Origin of the sequence: Kitasatospora sp. NPDC048239 (assembly GCF_043202015.1) — a bacterium.
Taxonomy (GTDB): Bacteria; Actinomycetota; Actinomycetes; order Streptomycetales; family Streptomycetaceae; genus Kitasatospora.
Genome location: NZ_JBICZP010000005.1, coordinates 650087 through 665998 on the forward strand (window position 1 = coordinate 650087; position 15912 = coordinate 665998).

13 protein-coding genes are annotated in these 15912 nt (G+C 75.4%); 6 read left to right on the forward strand and 7 right to left on the reverse strand.

What is annotated here, in order from left to right; all coding sequences use genetic code 11:
- Position 1: 1 nt before the first annotated feature.
- From ACGFZP_RS17350 to ACGFZP_RS17370, 5 genes are all read right to left on the reverse strand, one after another.
- Positions 2-853, reverse strand: a complete 852-nt coding sequence (locus ACGFZP_RS17350) for a fumarylacetoacetate hydrolase family protein (RefSeq protein WP_392933320.1) — start codon at positions 851-853, stop codon at positions 2-4.
- A gap of 288 nt (positions 854-1141) precedes the next feature.
- Entirely contained in the window at positions 1142-1444 is a 303-nt protein-coding gene (locus tag ACGFZP_RS17355; RefSeq protein WP_392933322.1) for an SDR family oxidoreductase, read from the reverse strand.
- Between the two features lie 111 nt (positions 1445-1555).
- The gene (locus ACGFZP_RS17360; RefSeq protein WP_392933325.1) at positions 1556-4006 is read right to left on the reverse strand and encodes a SpoIIE family protein phosphatase; all 2451 of its coding nucleotides are present in this window, start codon (positions 4004-4006) and stop codon (positions 1556-1558) included.
- 36 nt (positions 4007-4042) lie between these two features.
- On the reverse strand, positions 4043-4336 hold the full coding sequence (locus tag ACGFZP_RS17365) for a hypothetical protein (protein ID WP_392933327.1): 294 nt from the start codon (positions 4334-4336) through the stop codon (positions 4043-4045).
- A 296-nt stretch (positions 4337-4632) separates the two neighbouring features.
- On the reverse strand, positions 4633-5403 hold the full coding sequence (locus ACGFZP_RS17370; protein ID WP_392933329.1) for a FadR/GntR family transcriptional regulator: 771 nt from the start codon (positions 5401-5403) through the stop codon (positions 4633-4635).
- Between the two features lie 214 nt (positions 5404-5617).
- On the opposite strand from ACGFZP_RS17370, the gene ACGFZP_RS17375 reads away from it, so the two are divergent.
- The 4 genes from ACGFZP_RS17375 (at position 5618) to ACGFZP_RS17390 (ending at position 9747) form a co-directional block, all read left to right on the forward strand.
- Positions 5618-6466: a (Fe-S)-binding protein gene (locus ACGFZP_RS17375; protein WP_392933332.1), complete on the forward strand. Its 849-nt coding sequence runs from the start codon at positions 5618-5620 to the stop codon at positions 6464-6466.
- Entirely contained in the window at positions 6463-7899 is a 1437-nt protein-coding gene (locus ACGFZP_RS17380) for a lactate utilization protein B (protein WP_392933335.1), read from the forward strand. Before ACGFZP_RS17375 ends, ACGFZP_RS17380 begins: the two co-directional genes overlap by 4 nt.
- The gene (locus ACGFZP_RS17385; RefSeq protein WP_392933337.1) at positions 7899-8576 is read left to right on the forward strand and encodes a lactate utilization protein C; all 678 of its coding nucleotides are present in this window, start codon (positions 7899-7901) and stop codon (positions 8574-8576) included. Before ACGFZP_RS17380 ends, ACGFZP_RS17385 begins: the two co-directional genes overlap by 1 nt.
- Before the next feature lie 73 nt (positions 8577-8649).
- Positions 8650-9747 (forward strand): LacI family DNA-binding transcriptional regulator, encoded by a 1098-nt coding sequence (locus ACGFZP_RS17390; RefSeq protein ID WP_392933340.1) that lies wholly within the window; start codon positions 8650-8652, stop codon positions 9745-9747.
- Here the strand turns inward: ACGFZP_RS17390 and ACGFZP_RS17395 are convergent.
- Both ACGFZP_RS17395 and ACGFZP_RS17400 read right to left on the reverse strand, forming a co-directional pair.
- The gene (locus ACGFZP_RS17395) at positions 9741-11531 is read right to left on the reverse strand and encodes a beta-galactosidase family protein (RefSeq protein WP_392933343.1); all 1791 of its coding nucleotides are present in this window, start codon (positions 11529-11531) and stop codon (positions 9741-9743) included. The genes ACGFZP_RS17390 and ACGFZP_RS17395 overlap by 7 nt on opposite strands.
- Before the next feature lie 286 nt (positions 11532-11817).
- Positions 11818-13962, reverse strand: a complete 2145-nt coding sequence (locus tag ACGFZP_RS17400; protein ID WP_392933346.1) for an elongation factor G — start codon at positions 13960-13962, stop codon at positions 11818-11820.
- Between the two features lie 554 nt (positions 13963-14516).
- Here ACGFZP_RS17400 and ACGFZP_RS17405 point away from each other — a divergent pair.
- Together ACGFZP_RS17405 and ACGFZP_RS17410 are read left to right on the forward strand one after the other, a co-directional pair.
- Positions 14517-14726: an MbtH family protein gene (locus tag ACGFZP_RS17405; protein ID WP_392933349.1), complete on the forward strand. Its 210-nt coding sequence runs from the start codon at positions 14517-14519 to the stop codon at positions 14724-14726.
- Between the two features lie 80 nt (positions 14727-14806).
- Positions 14807-15820, forward strand: a complete 1014-nt coding sequence (locus tag ACGFZP_RS17410) for an ArsR/SmtB family transcription factor (protein ID WP_392933351.1) — start codon at positions 14807-14809, stop codon at positions 15818-15820.
- The last annotated feature ends 92 nt before the right edge of the window (positions 15821-15912 follow it).

Consider the following 15912-nt stretch of genomic DNA (forward strand, 5'->3'; position numbering starts at 1 on the left):
TTCACGCGTCACGGAAGGTCTGGTGCTGGGCGCCCAGGCCGTTGATGGAGAGTTCGACGGTGTCGCCGTCCCGCAGGAACGGCGTCCCGGGGAGCCCCAGGGCGACGCCGGCCGGGGTGCCGGTGTTGATGACGTCGCCGGGCCGCAGCACCATGTACTGGCTCAGGTACCAGACCAGGTACGCGACGTCGAAGACCATGTCCTTGGTGGAGCCGGCCTGCCGGGCCTCGCCGTTGACCGCGAGGTTCAGGTCGAGTGCCTGCACGTCGTCGATCTCGTCGGCCGTCACCAGCCAGGGGCCGAGCGGGTTGAACGTCTCGCAGGACTTGCCGAGGTCCCACTGGCCGGAGCGTTCGAGCTGGAACTCCCGCTCCGAGACGTCGTTGCTGATCGCGTAGCCGGCGATGACGGCGGCCGCGTCGGAGGGGGAGTCCAGGTAGCGGGCCTCCCGGCCGATGACCACGGCCAGCTCCACCTCCCAGTCGGTCTTCACCGACGTCCGGGGAATGAGCACCGTGTCGTACGGGCCGACGACCACGGACGGATCCTTCATGAACACCACCGGCCGGGTGGGGATCGCGGCACCGGTCTCCGCAGCGTGGTCGCGGTAGTTGAGTCCGATGCAGACCACCTTGCCCGGGCGGGCGAGCGGCGCGCCGATCCGCAGTCCGGTCGGGTCCACCTCGGGGAGCTCCCCGCGGGCGAGGGCCGTCCGTGCCCGCTCGGCGCCGCCGGCTTCGAGGAAGGCGCCGTCGATGTCGGGGGTGAGGCCGCTGAGGGAGTGGATCCGGCCGTCTTCGGCGAGTACCGCCGGGATTTCCCTGCCGGGATCGCCGACACGCATGAGCTTCATGGTCAACCTTCCGATGCGGTGGGGGCTGGGGCCCGCTCCACCGGCACGTCCGAATGAGTGGGTGCTGGGGCCGACCCTAACGGCGTAGTTCCCCGATCCGCAAGAAGTCATCCGATGTATAAGACGGATCTTTGCGAAAGGAGTGTCGAATCCCGGCGAATGGTGTCGAGTCATCGGAGCTATCGGGAGGGCTGGTCGCGGCTGGAGACAGCCGGGCCAGCGACCGCAGCCCCCGGGCGGCCATGGCGGGCCGCCCGGGGGCTGCGAGGGGTCGAGAGGGGCGTGCGGCTACTCGCCGGACCAGATCGTCCGGCCGCCGTCGACGGTGATGGTCTGACCGGTGACGTAGGCGGCGCCGGGGAAGGCCAGGAAGGCCACCACGGCGGCTTCGTCCTCGGGGGTGCCGATCCGCCCGAGCGGGATGCGCCCGCGGATGCCGGCCGGCTCCTCCTCGGTGGCGACCCGCAGAGCGGCCACCGGCCGGCCGAGGCCCGCCTCACCCTGCCCGGCGGTGCGGTGCCGGTCCGGTGCCTGCCGCCCGGCACCGGCGCGCTGACCGTCACCGACCCGGACGGCCGGGCCGTGGACCACCGGCGCAGCGGGGACCGTCTGGTCCTCACCCCCGACGGCCCGGTGACCGTACTGGTCCGGGCAGCCTGACCCGCGGCCCGGCCCGCCGGCGCAGACCGGTCCGGGCCGCGTTCAGCCGGGCTCCGCCGCCAGCTCCGCCCAGACGATCTTCCCGTCGGGCACGTACCGGGCGCCCCAGCGAGCGGCCATCTGCGCGATCAGGAACAGCCCACGCCCGCCCTCGTCCGTGATCCGCGCGTGCCGCAGCCGGGGCGCGGTCGCACTCGCGTCGAACACCTCGAAGGTCACCGCGTCATGGCGGACCACCCGCAGCCGCACGGGCGCCCGGCCGTAGCGGATGGCGTTGGTGACCAGCTCGCTGACCACCAGTTCGGCCACGAAGACCTGCTCCTCCAGACCCCACTCCGTCAGCACGCCCGAGACCAGCGCGCGGGCCGACCCGACCACCGCGGGGTCGGAGGGGAGGTCCCAGGAGGCCACCCGGTCCGGCCCCAGCGGCCGCGGTCGGGCGAGCACCAGCGCGGCGTCGTCCGGCGACTCCCGGACCTGCAGCCGGTCGAGCAGCCGGTCGCACAGCGGCTCCAGCGGCTGCCCGCCGGCGTCGCGCAGCTCGGCCCTGAACCGGTCCAGGCCCAGATCGGGATCCCGGCCCCAGGCACTGAGCAGGCCGTTGGTGTACAGCGCCACCGCACCGCCCTCGGCGAGCACGATGTCCCCCGCCTCGAAGGGCAGCGCACCCAGGCCCAGCGGAGGGCCGGCCGGCACCTCGGCGAGGGCGACCGTGCCGTCCGCGCCGACCACCAGCGGCGCCGGGTGGCCCGCCCGGGCCACCGACATCCGGCCCAGCACCGGGTCGTACACCGCGTACAGGCAGGTGGCGCCCAGCACGGTCAGCCCGGCCGAGCGCCCGCTCTCCGCGTCCTCCTCGTCCTCCGCGATCAGCCGAAGGACCAGGTCGTCCAGGCGCGCCAGCAGCTCCTCGGGCGACGGGTCCATCGCGGCCAGCGTCCGGACGGCCATCCGCAGTCGGCCCATGGCGGCCGCGGCGGCGACGCCGCGCCCGACCACGTCCCCCACCACCAGCGCGCAGCGCCCGGCCGACAGCGGGATGATGTCGAACCAGTCCCCGCCCACCCCGCCCGGCGTCCCGGCCGGCCGGTAGCGGGCCGCCACCTCCAGCGAGGTCCCGCCGGCGGAGGTCCGCGGGAGCAGACTGCGCTGGAGGGTCAGCGAGGCGGTGTGCTCGCGGGTGTAGCGCCGGGCGTTGTCGAGTGCGACCGCCACCCGGGCGACGAACTCCTCGGCGAGCCGCAGGTCCGCCTCCTCGAACCGCTCGCGACCCGCTTCGCGCAGGAAGACCGCGACGCCCAGGTACAGCCCCCGCGCCGTGATCGGCACGGTGATCATCGACCGGAACCGATAGGCGCGCGCCCGGTCCGAGCGCTCGTCGTCCTCGCCGGGCCAGGAGGCGGCCAGCTCCGCCAGGTCGGCGTCGAGCAGCGCCCTGCGTTCGCGCAGCGCCCGCATCGCGGAGGAGTTGCGGCCGTACCGCGAGGGCTCGCCGAGCGCCACCAGCGCTTCGGGGCACCCCGGCCGCAGGGACCGGTGCGCCACCCGTACCAGCGAGCCCGCCTCCCGCTCCGGGTCCAGCCCCGGCTCACCGCCGCCGAGGATCCGCTCGAACAGGTCGACCGCCACCATGTCCGCCAGCCCCGGGGCGGCGGCCGCCGCGAGCTCGTCCGCGGTGCGGGCGAGGTCCAGGCTGCTGCCGATGGTCTCCGCGGAGTCCGTCAGCAGCGCGAAGCGCTCCTGGGCCCGTTGGCGGTCGGTGACATCGGTGCCCATGTAGCCGACCCCGAGCACCCGGCCCGCCTCGTCGTCGAGGCGGAAGAACGAGGTGGCGTAGACGTGCTCGCGCTCCGGGTCGGCCGGCGTGAAACCCCGGTACTCGAACCCGCGGATCGCCGTGCCGGTGCTCAGGGTGTGGCGCAGCTGCCCCTCCATGCCCTCCGCGTCCAGATCGGGCAGCGCCTCGCCGACCCGCCGGCCGATCCGCTCCTCCAGCGGTACGGCGGCCATGTCCTCCAGCGTCCGGTTCACCCACGTGTAGCGCAGGTCCGTCCCGAGGACGGCCAGCCCGTAGGGCATCCGGCCGAGGAAGCGCTCCAGCACCGAGGCGCTCACCGTCCACCACGGGGCCGTGTCCAGATCCAGCACCGACAGCACGGTGAGGGCGCCACCGGCGTCGCCCGCCATCGGCGTCGCCCGCAGGGCCACCCGCAGCTCCCGGCCGTCGCGGTGGCGCCCGACCGCGGTCACGCTCTCGGGCGCGGCCCCGTTCCCGGGCGCCGGGTCGCTCCCGGGTGCCGCGGCGGTGGTGGGCGGCGGCCAGTCGACGATCCGGGAGACCGGTTGCCCGGCCATCTGCTGCGCGGACCAGCCGAAGAGGTCCTCGGCGTGTCGGGACCAGCCCGCCACCCGGCCTGCGCCGTCCACCACGAAGCACGCGATGTCCGGCAGGTCGACGGGCCCCGGTGGCACCGGGTCGTTCCCAGCAGCCACGCGCATCACTTCCCGTGGTCGAAGATCGGACACTCGTTACACCAGGTCATTTTCCCGCCATACCGACCCGACCGCCCGCCGACCGGAGCGGCGCGGGCCCCCGACGGCGGGCGGTGCCGGTCGGCGCGGTCCGCTGCCGCCCGGCCCGGCGAGCAGTGGGGCCGCCGCCTCGGGGTCGCACTGCAGGACGGCCAGTCGGGCCGCCGCGCAGAGGGCCGCGGCGCGGGCCGGTCCGGCGTCGCCGTCGGCGGCGAGCAGCCGGGCGAGCCAGTCCCGCCCCTCCGACTCGAAGCCCGCGGCGATCCAGTGGTAGAGCAGGGAGGTCGCCATCCGCAGGCCGTCCTCGGGCCGCCGGGTGCACAGCTCCAGGGCCGCGCGCAGGCTGCCCTGGGCCTGCCCGAGCCGGGTGAAGGCGTCGAGCTGCCCGGGGCCGGAGTGCAGGAGGCCGGGGCGGGGCCCGTCGGCATCCTGCTGCTCGCGGCCCGGAGGGCGCGCTGTCTCTCAGATCGGGTGCCGCATCGGCACTCACAGCGGAAGGAGCGGGCGGGGGCGGAGCCGTCCCGGGACTTTGCCAAGCCTTTACCCGATTGGGTGGAGGGCCCTGGACGGCGCCGGCCCGCCGGGTGTCAGGCCGTCCCGGCGTCCGTGTCGGACCCGGGCGCCCCCTCGGCCGGGTGGGCGGTGATCACCCGGTGGAAGCCGCGGATGTGCGCCTCCACCAGCCGGCCCGCCGCGTCCGCGTCCCCGGCGGCCACCGCCGCGAGCAGGGCGTGGTGTTCGGAGCGCAACCGGTCCGCCTCCGCCTCCCAGTCGGGGAGCAGGCGGAAGGTGCTCAGCACGGTCTGCCGGACGGCGTTGCGCACCGCGACGGTCAGATCGGCGACCAGCCGGTTCCCGGCCGCCTCGGCGATCGCCACGTGGAACGCGGTGTCGAGGTCGCTGAACTCCTCGCGGGACACGCCCGGGGCGTCCATGCTGCGCAGCACCTCCCGCAGCCCGGCGAGGTCCTCGGCGGTGGCGTGCTCGGCGGCCAGCATGGCGCTGGAGCGCTCGAGGCTGGCCCGGGCCTCGAAGACGTCGGCGAGCGGGAAGTTGGCCAGCGCCAGGTGCAGGCGCAGCAGCCGGCTGAGCGCCTCGCCGGGCAGGGCCGCGATCACGGTGCCGGAGTCCGGGCCGGTGCCCACCCTGGAGCGCAGCACGCCCTGGGCCTCCAGGACGCGCAGCGCCTCCCGGATGGCCGCACGGCTGACGCCCAGCAGCTCGACCAGGTCGCGCTCGGGGGGCAGCCGGTCGCCGACGCGGAGCTTGCCCGCGACGATCTGCTCCTCGATCCGGGCCAGCACCAGTTCGTACGTCCGGGTCCGCGGCACCGGTTCCCATGCTGTCGCCTCTGCCATCGCGTCCTCCCGGCTGCGGCTCGAACCGGCCCGCGCGGGGTGCCGCGGGTCGGTGCGAGGCGACCCGGGGGCGCGACGGGCCGAGTGGAATCCTCATCGTAGCCCGCACCGGAGATTGGTCAGACCAAATCCCTGTCGGGCTTGAAGCGGGCGCCTCCGGGTCTCTACATTGATCCAGCCAACCTATGGTCTGACCAAAGCGGAAGGGGTCGCGATGCGCGTCGCGCTCTTCGTCACCTGCATCAACGACGCCCTTTACCCCGAGACCGGGCGCGCGGTGGTGACCCTGCTCGAACGGCTCGGGGTCGAGGTCGACTTCCCCGTCGCGCAGACCTGCTGCGGGCAGCCGCAGTACAACACCGGCTACCGGGCCGAGACCGAACCGCTGGTGCACCGCACCGCCGAGGCGTTCGCCGGGTACGACCACATCGTCACCCCCTCCGGCTCCTGCGCCGCGATGATCCGCGACAACTACCCGCGGATCGGCGCCCGGGCCCGCGCCGAGGGCCGCGGCGACCGGCTCGCCGCCGCGGCGGACGCGCTGGTGCCGCGGGTGTACGAGCTCACCGAGTTCCTGGTCGACGTCCTCGGGGTGACCGACGTCGGCGCCTCCTACCCGCACACCGTCACCTACCACCCCTCCTGCCACGGCCTGCGGATGCTCGGCCTCGGCGACCGCCCCCGGCGGCTGCTGAACGCGGTGAAGGGCCTCACCCTGGTCGAGCTGCCCGGCGCCGAGGAGTGCTGCGGCTTCGGCGGCACCTTCGCGGTCAAGAACGCCGCCGTCTCCGCCGCGATGGGCGCCGACAAGGTGCGCAACGCCCTGGCCACCGGCGCCGAGGTGCTGTGCGGCGCGGACAACTCCTGCCTGATGCACATCGGCGGGACGCTGCGCCGCTCGGACGCCCCGCTGCGGGCCGTCCACCTCGCCGAGATCCTGGCCGCGACCGAGCCGGTGCCGGATGGCGGCACGGCGCCCCCGGCCGCCGGGAGCGAGGCCGCCGCGCCGCCCGCCGCCGCATCCTCCCGGACCGCCACCCCGCAGAACGGAGCCACCGCATGACCGGCACCTACCTCGGCATGCCGTCCTTCCCGGCGGCGGCCGCGGTCTCCACCCAGGACACCCGGCTGCGCGCCAACCTCACGCACGCCACCCACACCATCCGCGACAAGCGCGCCGCCGCCGTCGCCGAACTCCCCGACTGGGCGCTCCTGCGCCAGGCCGGCAAGGAGATCAAGGACCGCACGCTGCGCCACCTCGACCACTACCTGCTCCAGGCCGAGGCGGCGGTGACGGCCGCCGGCGGCACGGTGCACTGGGCCGCCGACGCCGCCGAGGCGAACCGGATCGTCGCCGGGCTGGTCCGGGCCACGGGCGAGCGCGAGGTGGTCAAGGTCAAGTCGATGGCCACCCAGGAGATCGGCCTCAACGAGGCCCTGGCCGCCGAGGGCATCACGGCGTACGAGACCGACCTCGCCGAACTGATCGTCCAACTCGGCGACGACCTGCCCTCGCACATCCTCGTCCCCGCGATCCACCGCAACCGCGGCGAGATCCGCGACATCTTCCGGGACGCCATGGGCCGGTGGGGCCGGCCCGCCCCCGAAGGCCTGAGCGACCGGCCGGCCGACCTCGCCGAGGCGGCGCGGCTGCACCTGCGGGAGAAGTTCCTGCGGGCCAGGGTGGCCGTCTCCGGCGCCAACTTCATCGTCGCCGAGACCGGTGGCCTGGTCGTCGTCGAGTCCGAGGGGAACGGCCGGATGTGCCTGACCCTGCCGGAGACCCTGATCTCCGTGGTCGGCATCGAGAAGGTCATCCCCACCTGGCAGGACCTGGAGGTCTTCCTCCAACTCCTGCCGCGCTCCTCCACCGCCGAGCGGATGAACCCCTACACCTCGATCTGGACGGGCACCACCCCGGGCGACGGCCCGCAGGACTTCCACCTCGTCCTGCTCGACAACGGCCGCACCGACACCCTCGCCGACGAGGTCGGCCGACAGGCCCTGCGGTGCATCCGCTGCTCCGCGTGCCTCAACGTCTGCCCGGTGTACGAGCGGGCCGGCGGACACGCCTACGGCTCGCCCTACCCCGGACCGATCGGTGCGATCCTCACCCCCCAACTACGCGGAACCGCAAGCGAGCTGGACGCCTCGCTGCCCTACGCCTCCTCGCTCTGCGGCGCCTGCTACGAGGTGTGCCCGGTGGCCATCGACATCCCCGAGGTGCTGGTCCACCTGCGCGAGAAGGTCGCCGGACAGGGCGGCCACCGCGCCGAGCGGGCCGCGGTGAAGGCCGCGACCTGGCTGCTGGACCACCCGGCCGCCTACTCGGCCGCCACCCGGGCGGCGGCCCGCACCCGCCGGCTCCACCCGCGCCGGCTCCCGCTGCCCGGACCGGCCAAGGCCTGGAGCGACACCCGCGACCTCCCCCAGGCGCCCGAGCAGACCTTCCGCGACTGGTGGAAGGCGAACCGCGCAGAGGAGAACACCCCCTGATGCCGCCGACCGAGACCTCCCGCGACCGCGTCCTCGCGCGGATCCGCAGCGCACTCGCCGACCAGGCGGGTACCCCGCCGGAGCCGGCCGCACCCCGGCCCGAGTACCTCACGGCCCACCTGCCCGAGGACCCCGCCACCCTGCTCGACGTCCTCGCCGAGAACCTCGCCGACTACCGCGCGGTCGTCCACCGGTGCACACCGGCCGAGCTCCCCGGCCTGCTCGCCCGGCTGCTGCGCGAGCACGGCACCCGCACCCTGGCCGTCCCCGGCGACCTGCCCGCGGGCTGGCTCGCGGAACTCGCGGACGCCGAGGTGCTGACCGACGCGGCCGACGGGCCCGCTGGCGGCGCGCTGTCCGCGGGGCAACTGGACACCGTCGACAGCACCCTGACCGGCTGCGCGCTGGCCATCGCCGAGACCGGGACGATCGTGCTCGACGCCGGGCCGGCACAGGGCCGGCGCATCCTCACGCTCGTCCCGGACCACCACCTCTGCGTGGTCCGCGCCGACCAGGTCCAGGCCTCCGTACCGCGGGCCCTGCCGCTGCTCGACCCCGCCCGACCGCTGACCTGGATCTCCGGGCCGTCCGCGACCAGCGACATCGAACTCGACCGGGTCGAGGGCGTGCACGGGCCGCGCCGCCTGGAGGTCGTCCTGGTCGTGGGGGCCGCCTAGAGCCGCCGCGGGGCGTGGCGGCAGGCCGGTCGGCCGGCCGCGCGGAAGCCGGGTTCCGGCAGGTGGCGGCGCTATGCTGCGCATCGTCGACGCGTGGCCGGACCGGGAGCGGGTGAACGGGCGGATGGCAGTCACCCTCAGCGAGGTGGCCCGGCATGCGGGCGTCTCGCTCGCCACGGCCTCACGGGCCCTCAACGGGTCGGTCCGCACCGTCGGTGCGGAGCTCGCCGCCAAGGTCCGGGCCAGCGCGGACGCCCTGGGGTACCTGCCGAACGCACCGGCCCAGGCGCTCGCCCGGGCGGCCACCGCCAACGTCGGCGTGCTGCTCCACGACATCGCCGACCCGTACTTCGCGGCCATCGCCCGAGGGGTCTCGGACGCCGCCGTCGAGGCCGGGCTGCTCCCGCTGGTCGTCAACACCGACGGCGACCCGGACGCCCAGGTGCGGGGCATCCGGATGCTGCACGGCCAGCGGGTGCGGGCGATCATCCTGGCCGGCTCCGCGCACACCGACCCGGCGGCCACCCTGGCCAGCGACGCGGCGCTCGCGGACTACCGCTCCGACGGCGGCCGGGTCGCCACCGTCACCGACCACGGGCCCGGCTACGACGCCGTGCTGCCGGACAACCGCCGGGGCGCGGCCGAACTGACCCGCGCCCTGCTCGATCTGGGGCACCGCCGGTTCGCGGTGATCACCGGACCGCAGCGGCTGCGGGTGTCCGCCGACCGCCTCGCCGGGGTCCGCGAGGCACTCGCCGGGGCGGGCCTCGGACTCGCCGAATCCGCCGTCCAGCACGCCGAGTTCAGCCGGTCCGGGGGCGCCGCCGCGATGGGCCGGCTGCTCGCCGGACCGGCCGGGAGCTGGCCGACCGCCGTACTGGCGCTGTCAGACGTCTGCGCGGTCGGCGCCCTCGGCGAGCTCCGCCGGCGCGGCGTGGACGTCCCCGGGCGGATCTCGGTCGCGGGCTTCGACGACGTCCCGTTCGCCGTGGACGTGGCCCCCGCGCTGTCGACCGTGCGGCTCCCGCTGGAACAACTCGGCTCCCACGCCGTCCGGTTGGCCCTGGAGGCCGCCCGGCCGGGGGAGCGGCCGGTGCGCTCGGCGCTGGCGGCCCGGGTGGTCCTGCGCGACAGCACCGCACCGCCCCCCGGGCCGACGGCGCGTCAGTAGTCCGCGCTGGGCGCGGCGGCCTGCGGCCCGAGGTCGGGCTGGTCCCGGAGTTCGACCGCCTCCGCGTGGGTCTGCGTTTCGAGGAGGACGATCTCGTTGCCGCCCGGCCGCCACAGCGGGGCCGGGGCGTACAGGGTGCGCTGGGGGCCCTCCGCGCGGTAGCGGCCGAGCAGGAACCCGTTGAGCCAGACCAGGCCGCGGCCCCAGCCGGGCAGGGCGATGAAGCCGTCGGCGGGCTCGGGGAGGCGGGCCTCGAATCGGTGGAAGGCCGGTACCCCGTCGCCGGGGTCGGCCGGGTCGCCGTACTGGAGCCGGCCGAGGTCGGTGAGCGGGAGCGGGCGGATCTCCCAGCCGAACAGGCGCTGGTGGTCGTGCGAGACCCCGCGGGTGATGCCCTTGCGGTCGTCCAGCAGCGGGCCGTAGTTCACCCGGCCGAGCGCTTCGACCAGGATGTCGAGGGTGACACCCGTCGGCCCGGCCTCCAGGGGGATGGTCTGCCCGGGCTCGTTGCGGTCCAGGATGCCGAGCAGCCGGCCGTCGGCGAACACGTGGGCGCGGTCGGCGATCCCGTCGATCCGCAGCGGCAGGGCCGGGCGCGGTCCGTGCACCGTGGTGCGGTAGTGGATCAGGCCGAAGGACTGGCCGACCTTCTCCATCGGCTCGGGGGTCGCGCTCGGCACCGGCGTGGAGAGGGCGTCGAGCTGCGACAGCAGGGCGGCCGAGCCGGTGGCCCGCGCGATGCGCTGCGGGGCGAGCCGGGGCGCCGGCGCGGGCGGCTCGCCCTCGGGCAGCGGGAGGTACTTCCCGATGACGGCCCGGAAGGCGTGGTACTTGGCGGTGAGTTCGCCGGCCTCGCCGATCGGGGCGTCGTAGTCGTAGCTGGTGGCGGTCGGCTGGTAGCCGGCCTCGATCGGGCGGGTGCCGGTGTGGTTGGCGCCGGCCCAGAAGCCGAAGCTCGTCCCGCCGTGGGCCATGTAGAGGTTGACGGAGGCGCCGGTGGCCAGCAGGTCGTCGAGGGAGCGGGCGCACTCCTCGGCGTCCCGGACGTGGTGCGGGCCGCCCCACTGGTCGAACCAGCCGATCCAGAACTCCATCGCGGCCAGCGGCCCCTTGGGCTGGTGGCGCCGCAGGACGGCGAGGCGCTCGGCGGGGCGCGACCCGAAGGTGGCCGTGGCCAGGTGACCGGGGACCCGGCCGCCCTGCTGCATGGTGTCGTGCACGCCGTCGGCCGTGAACAGCAGGCAGTCCACGCCCCGGGCGAGCAGGCCGTCCCGCAGGTGGGCGAGGTAGGCGGCGTCGTTGCCGTAGCTGCCGTACTCGTTCTCGATCTGTACGGCGACCACCGGGCCGCCGCGGTCGGCCAGCAGCGGCAGGATCTCGGGCACCACGGCGTCGAACCAGCGGTCCACCTCGGCCAGGTAGCCGGGCTCGGCGCAGCGCAGCCGCAGCCCGTCGGAGGCGAGCAGGCGGGCCGGGAGGCCGCCGAAGTCCCACTCAGCGCAGATGTACGGGCCGGGCCGCAGGATCACGTCGAGCCCCTGCTGCCCGGCCAGCCGGACGAACCGGGCGACGTCCCGCCAGCCGGTGAAGTCGATCTCGCCCGAGGGGAGTTCGTGGAAGTTCCAGGGGATGTAGGTGTCGACGGTGTTGACGCCCAGCGCGCGGAGCCGGAGCAGGCGGTCCTCCCACTGGTCGGGGTGGACGCGGAAGTAGTGCAGGGCGCCGGAGACGATCCGGTGCGGTACCCCGTCGCGGCGGAATCCGGTGTCGTCGAAGTCGAGCATCGAGGGCCAGCTTTCCGAGGGTGAGGGTGGCGCCGGAGGGAGGCGGGATCCGGCTCGGGCGGACTGCGCGGTGCGGCGCCGGTACGGCGGGAGCGGGCGGGCGGGGTGCCCGCGCCGCGCTCCGCGGCACCGTCCGCGCCGGTGTCGGAAGCCTACACAGGCGGGAAGTTGACGGAGAGCGCTTTCCGCGGTGTGTCGCCGGGTGGGGCGGGCCAGGGTGGGCCCGGCCGGGCCGCGTAGGACCGGGTCCCCGCCCATGGCTGGGCGGGGACCCGGTCCCCGGCGGCTACCGGACGGGCGCCGGGGCGTACCCGGCGGACCGGGTGGTGAAGGTGCCCCGGCCCTGCGTGCGGCTGCGCAACCTGGTCGCGTAGCCGAAGAGTTCGGCCAGCGGCACGGTCGCGGTGATCACCGCGGTGCCGCCCCGGGAGTCCGAGCCCGAGACCCGGCCGCGCCGGGCGGCCAGATCCCCGAGGACCCCGCCGACGGCCTCCTCGGGTACGGTGGCGGTGAGCTCGACGACCGGCTCCAGCAAGGCCATCGCGGCGGCGCGCAGCGCCTCGCGCAGACCGAGCCGGCCCGCCGTCCGGAAGGCGAGCTCCGAGGAGTCCGTCGGATGGGTCGCCCCGTCGGTCAGGGTGACGGCCAGCCCCATCACCGGGTGGCCGCCGAGCGGGCCCTCGGCGAGGGCGTCCCGGCAGCCGGCCTCGACGGCCCGGACGAACTCCTTCGGTACCCGCCCGCCGACCACGGTGGAGTGGAAGGCGAACTCCCGCCCGTCGTCCAGCGGCGCCACGTCGAACACCACATGGGCGAACTGGCCGGCGCCGCCGTCCTGTTTGACGTGCCGGTGGACGAAGCCGGACACGCCGCCGGTGACGGTCTCCCGGTGGGCGACCTGCGGGCGGCCGACCCCGAGCTCCAGCCCGTGGGTGCGGCGGACCTTCTCCACCGCGACCTCCAGGTGCAGCTCACCCATCCCCGACAGCACGGTCTGACCGGTCTCACGGTCCGTCCGCACCGACAGCGACGGGTCCTCCTCGGCCAGCCGGGCCAGCGCGGACGCCAGCCGGTCGGTGTCGGTGCCCCGCCGGGCCTCGACCGCCACGGAGACCACCGGCTCGGCCGTCGACGGCGGTTCGAGGACCAGCGGAGCCCCGGGCGCGCACAGCGTGGTGCCGGTGCGGGCCGCCTTCAGCCCGATGACGGCGACGATGTCCCCGGCGGTGGCCAGGTCGAGCTCCTCGTGCCGATCGGCCTGCACCCGCAGGATCCGACCGATCCGCTCGCTGCGACCGGTACCCGCGTCCAGCACCGCGTCCCCCTTGCGCAGCGTCCCCGAGTAGACCCGCAGGTAGCCGAGCCGACCGGTCTCGGTGGAGTTCACCTTGAACACCAGGGCCGAGAACGGCGCGTCCGGATCAGCCGCCCGCTCCTGCACGTCGCCGGCGCCGACGTCGACGCCGTTGTCGCCGCCGGGCCGCGAGGCACCGGGCCGGGAGACGCCCCGCAGGGAGACGCCCCGCGGGGAGGTGCCGCGCACCGCCGGTACGTCCGCCGGCGACGGCAGGTAGGCCACCACGGCGTCGAGCAGCGGCTCGATCCCGCGGTTGCGGTAGGCCGAGCCGCAGAGCACCACGACGGCCTCGCCGGTCCGGGTGAGGTCGCGCAGCGCGGCGGCCAGCGTCTCGGCGGAGAGCTCCCCCTGCGCGCAGAACTCCTCCAGGGCGAGCGGGTGGAGCCCGGCCACGGTCTCCGAGAGCAGCCGGCGCCGCCGCTGCGCCTCCTCGCGCAGGGAGCCGGGCACCGGGCCCTCCTGGTGGGTGTCCTGCCCGTCGGCCCAGACCAGCGCCCGCATCCGCAGCAGGTCCACCACACCGGTGAAGCCACCCTCCTGTCCGATCGGCAGCTGGACCGCCAGCGGTACGGGGTGCAGGCGCTCGCGGATCGAGGCCACCGCGGTGTCGAGGTCGGCGCCGGCGCGGTCCAGCTTGTTGACGAACGCCAGCCGCGGGACGCGGTGCCGGTCGGCCTGCCGCCAGACCGACTCGCTCTGCGGCTCGACGCCCGCCACCGCGTCGAACACCGCGACCGCGCCGTCGAGGACCCGCAGCGAGCGCTCCACCTCGTCGGCGAAGTCCACGTGCCCCGGGGTGTCGATCAGGTTGATCCGGCGGCCCGCCCAGGCGCAGCTGACCGCGGCGGCGAAGATGGTGATCCCGCGGTCGCGCTCCTGGGAGTCGAAGTCGGTGACGGTGGTGCCGTCGTGGACCTCGCCGCGCTTGTGGGTCGCGCCGGTGAGGTAGAGGATCCGCTCGGTGACGGTGGTCTTGCCCGCGTCGACGTGGGCCAGGATGCCCAGGTTGCGGACGTCGGCGAGGGAGGCGGTGGTGGTGCGGGGGGCGATCGGACGGGTCGGGTTGGTGCGCACGGCTCTGCGGCCTTTCGGGGTGATGCGGGACAGGGCGGCGCGATTCCCCGGACGAAGAGGCGAACGGAACGGGCGGGCTCGGACCCTGAGGTGGATTCACCACGCGGGGACGGCCGGGCCGACGGGCCTCAGGCGTTCGTCACGGACCTCCGGTGCCGGCCGCGCAGCGGGCACCGGGCCGACGGAGACACCAGGATCACCTCGAACCGCGACGGGGGGACGACGACAGCGCTGTGGTTGCGCACGGCCGGCTCCCCTCGGTTCGTCACGGTGCGCACCGCAGGGCCCGGGCCTGTCCGGCCCGAGGCGGTGCGCGATCTCGTTGCCGAGTGTAGGGAGCCCGGGGCGCGGGGGGCACCGGGTTTTTCGCCGGGCCTCCTGGACACGACGGCGAGCGGCCCGGATGCGCGGTCCGTCCTATCAGAGGATGGTCAGTGCCGTGTCAGCGGACAGCGGAAGCATGGCGGGGCGGGCCGCCCTGCCGCCGGCGGTGGAAGCGCGCCGGGCGGGGGCCGCGGTTCATCCCAAGCCGTCCCGGACCTGGAGTGTGCGACATGGCGAACCCCTTTGACGATGAGGCAGGAACGTTTCTGGTGCTGGTGAACGAGGAGGGCCAGCACTCGCTCTGGCCGGCGTTCGCCGAAACCCCTGACGGCTGGACGGTGGCCCTCGCCGAGGGCCCCCGCGACGCCGCGCTGGCCTACGTCGAGGAGAACTGGACCGACATGCGACCGCGCAGTCTGCGCGAGGCCGCCGAGGCCTGACGGCGGGACCGCCAGGCCACGGCGGCCCGGCGCGCCCCGCCGCCCCACCCTCCACCGTGCGACCGACGGGGGTCACCACCATGCTCAGAATCCACTTCACCGCCGCCGACCTCGCCAGAACCCGACTGCGGACCACCATGGGCCCGCTGGTCGAGACTGCGTTCGCCTGCGGTCTGCTGGGCCGCGGAGTCAGCGCGCCGTACTCGCGGTGGCGCAAACAGGTCGGGGAACGGCTGCCCCGCCGGCCGACGCCGCCGCCCCCGCACGGGACGGCCTACGAGGTGGAGTCGCTGCTGCGGCAGGCCCTGCGCCTCGGCGACGGCGGCGCGGGTGCCGGCGGTGCGGCGGACGGCGGTACGGACGGCGGTACGGACGGCGGTACGGGAGCCGGTGCGGACGGCCGGCGCGGAGAGGCGGAGGCGGCCGGCGGACTGCTGGAGGCCTGGCGGGTGGCCGTGGCGCCGTACTGGGAGCACCTGCTCGGCTACCTGGAGGCCGAGTGCGAGGCGCGCGGGCGGATCGTGATGGCCGGCGGGGTGGAACAGCTGCTGACCACCCTGCACCCCCGGACGGCCTGGCGCCCCTCCGTCCTGGAGGTCCCCGGCGGGCCCGAGCAGGACGTCCGGCTCGCCGGCCGGGGCCTGGTGCTGACACCGTCCGTCTTCCTGAACCACCGCCCGGGCCAGTTGATCGACGCCTGGGAGCCCGGCGGCCAGGTCGTCCTGGTGTTCGCCGCGCCGCCGCACGCCCTCGGGGGCGCGGGCCTCTGGCAGGAGCCCGACGGGAGCGCGCAGTCGCTCGGGGCGCTGGTCGGGCAGACCAGGGCCGCCGCGCTGCGCGCCCTGCGGGCCACCTGCACCACCAGCCAGCTCGCCGACCGGCTGGGCATCTCCGCGGCCGGCGCCAGCCAGCACGCGGCGGTGCTGCGGCAGACCGGGTTGATCACCACCCGGCGGGTGCGCAACACCGTGCTGCACTCGGTGACCCCGCTGGGCCGGGCGCTGCTGGACGGCGGACCGGTCCGGCCGCGGCAGCCGGGGGAGGCGCACCGCGGCCCCGCGCACCCGCGCTCGGAGCGGCTGCTCGCCTCCTGACCGTCCGTGTCGGCGCGGCACGTGCGGGTGCGTGCGTGGTGCCCCGGTACGGGATCCCGTACCGGGGCACCACGTGTGGCGGCCGACTGGTG

Bases quoted from the DNA above. Each gene is read 5' to 3' on its own strand.
- ACGFZP_RS17350 (WP_392933320.1), bottom strand. From the start codon at position 853: ATGAAGCTCATGCGTGTCGGCGATCCCGGCAGGGAAATCCCGGCGGTA.
- ACGFZP_RS17365 (WP_392933327.1), bottom strand. From the start codon at position 4,336: ATGGCGACCTCCCTGCTCTACCACTGGATCGCCGCGGGCTTCGAGTCG.
- ACGFZP_RS17370 (WP_392933329.1), bottom strand. From the start codon at position 5,403: ATGGCAGAGGCGACAGCATGGGAACCGGTGCCGCGGACCCGGACGTAC.
- ACGFZP_RS17375 (WP_392933332.1), top strand. From the start codon at position 5,618: ATGCGCGTCGCGCTCTTCGTCACCTGCATCAACGACGCCCTTTACCCC.
- ACGFZP_RS17380 (WP_392933335.1), top strand. From the start codon at position 6,463: ATGACCGGCACCTACCTCGGCATGCCGTCCTTCCCGGCGGCGGCCGCG.
- ACGFZP_RS17385 (WP_392933337.1), top strand. From the start codon at position 7,899: ATGCCGCCGACCGAGACCTCCCGCGACCGCGTCCTCGCGCGGATCCGC.
- ACGFZP_RS17390 (WP_392933340.1), top strand. From the start codon at position 8,650: ATGCTGCGCATCGTCGACGCGTGGCCGGACCGGGAGCGGGTGAACGGG.
- ACGFZP_RS17395 (WP_392933343.1), bottom strand. From the start codon at position 11,531: ATGCTCGACTTCGACGACACCGGATTCCGCCGCGACGGGGTACCGCAC.
- ACGFZP_RS17405 (WP_392933349.1), top strand. From the start codon at position 14,517: ATGGCGAACCCCTTTGACGATGAGGCAGGAACGTTTCTGGTGCTGGTG.
- ACGFZP_RS17410 (WP_392933351.1), top strand. From the start codon at position 14,807: ATGCTCAGAATCCACTTCACCGCCGCCGACCTCGCCAGAACCCGACTG.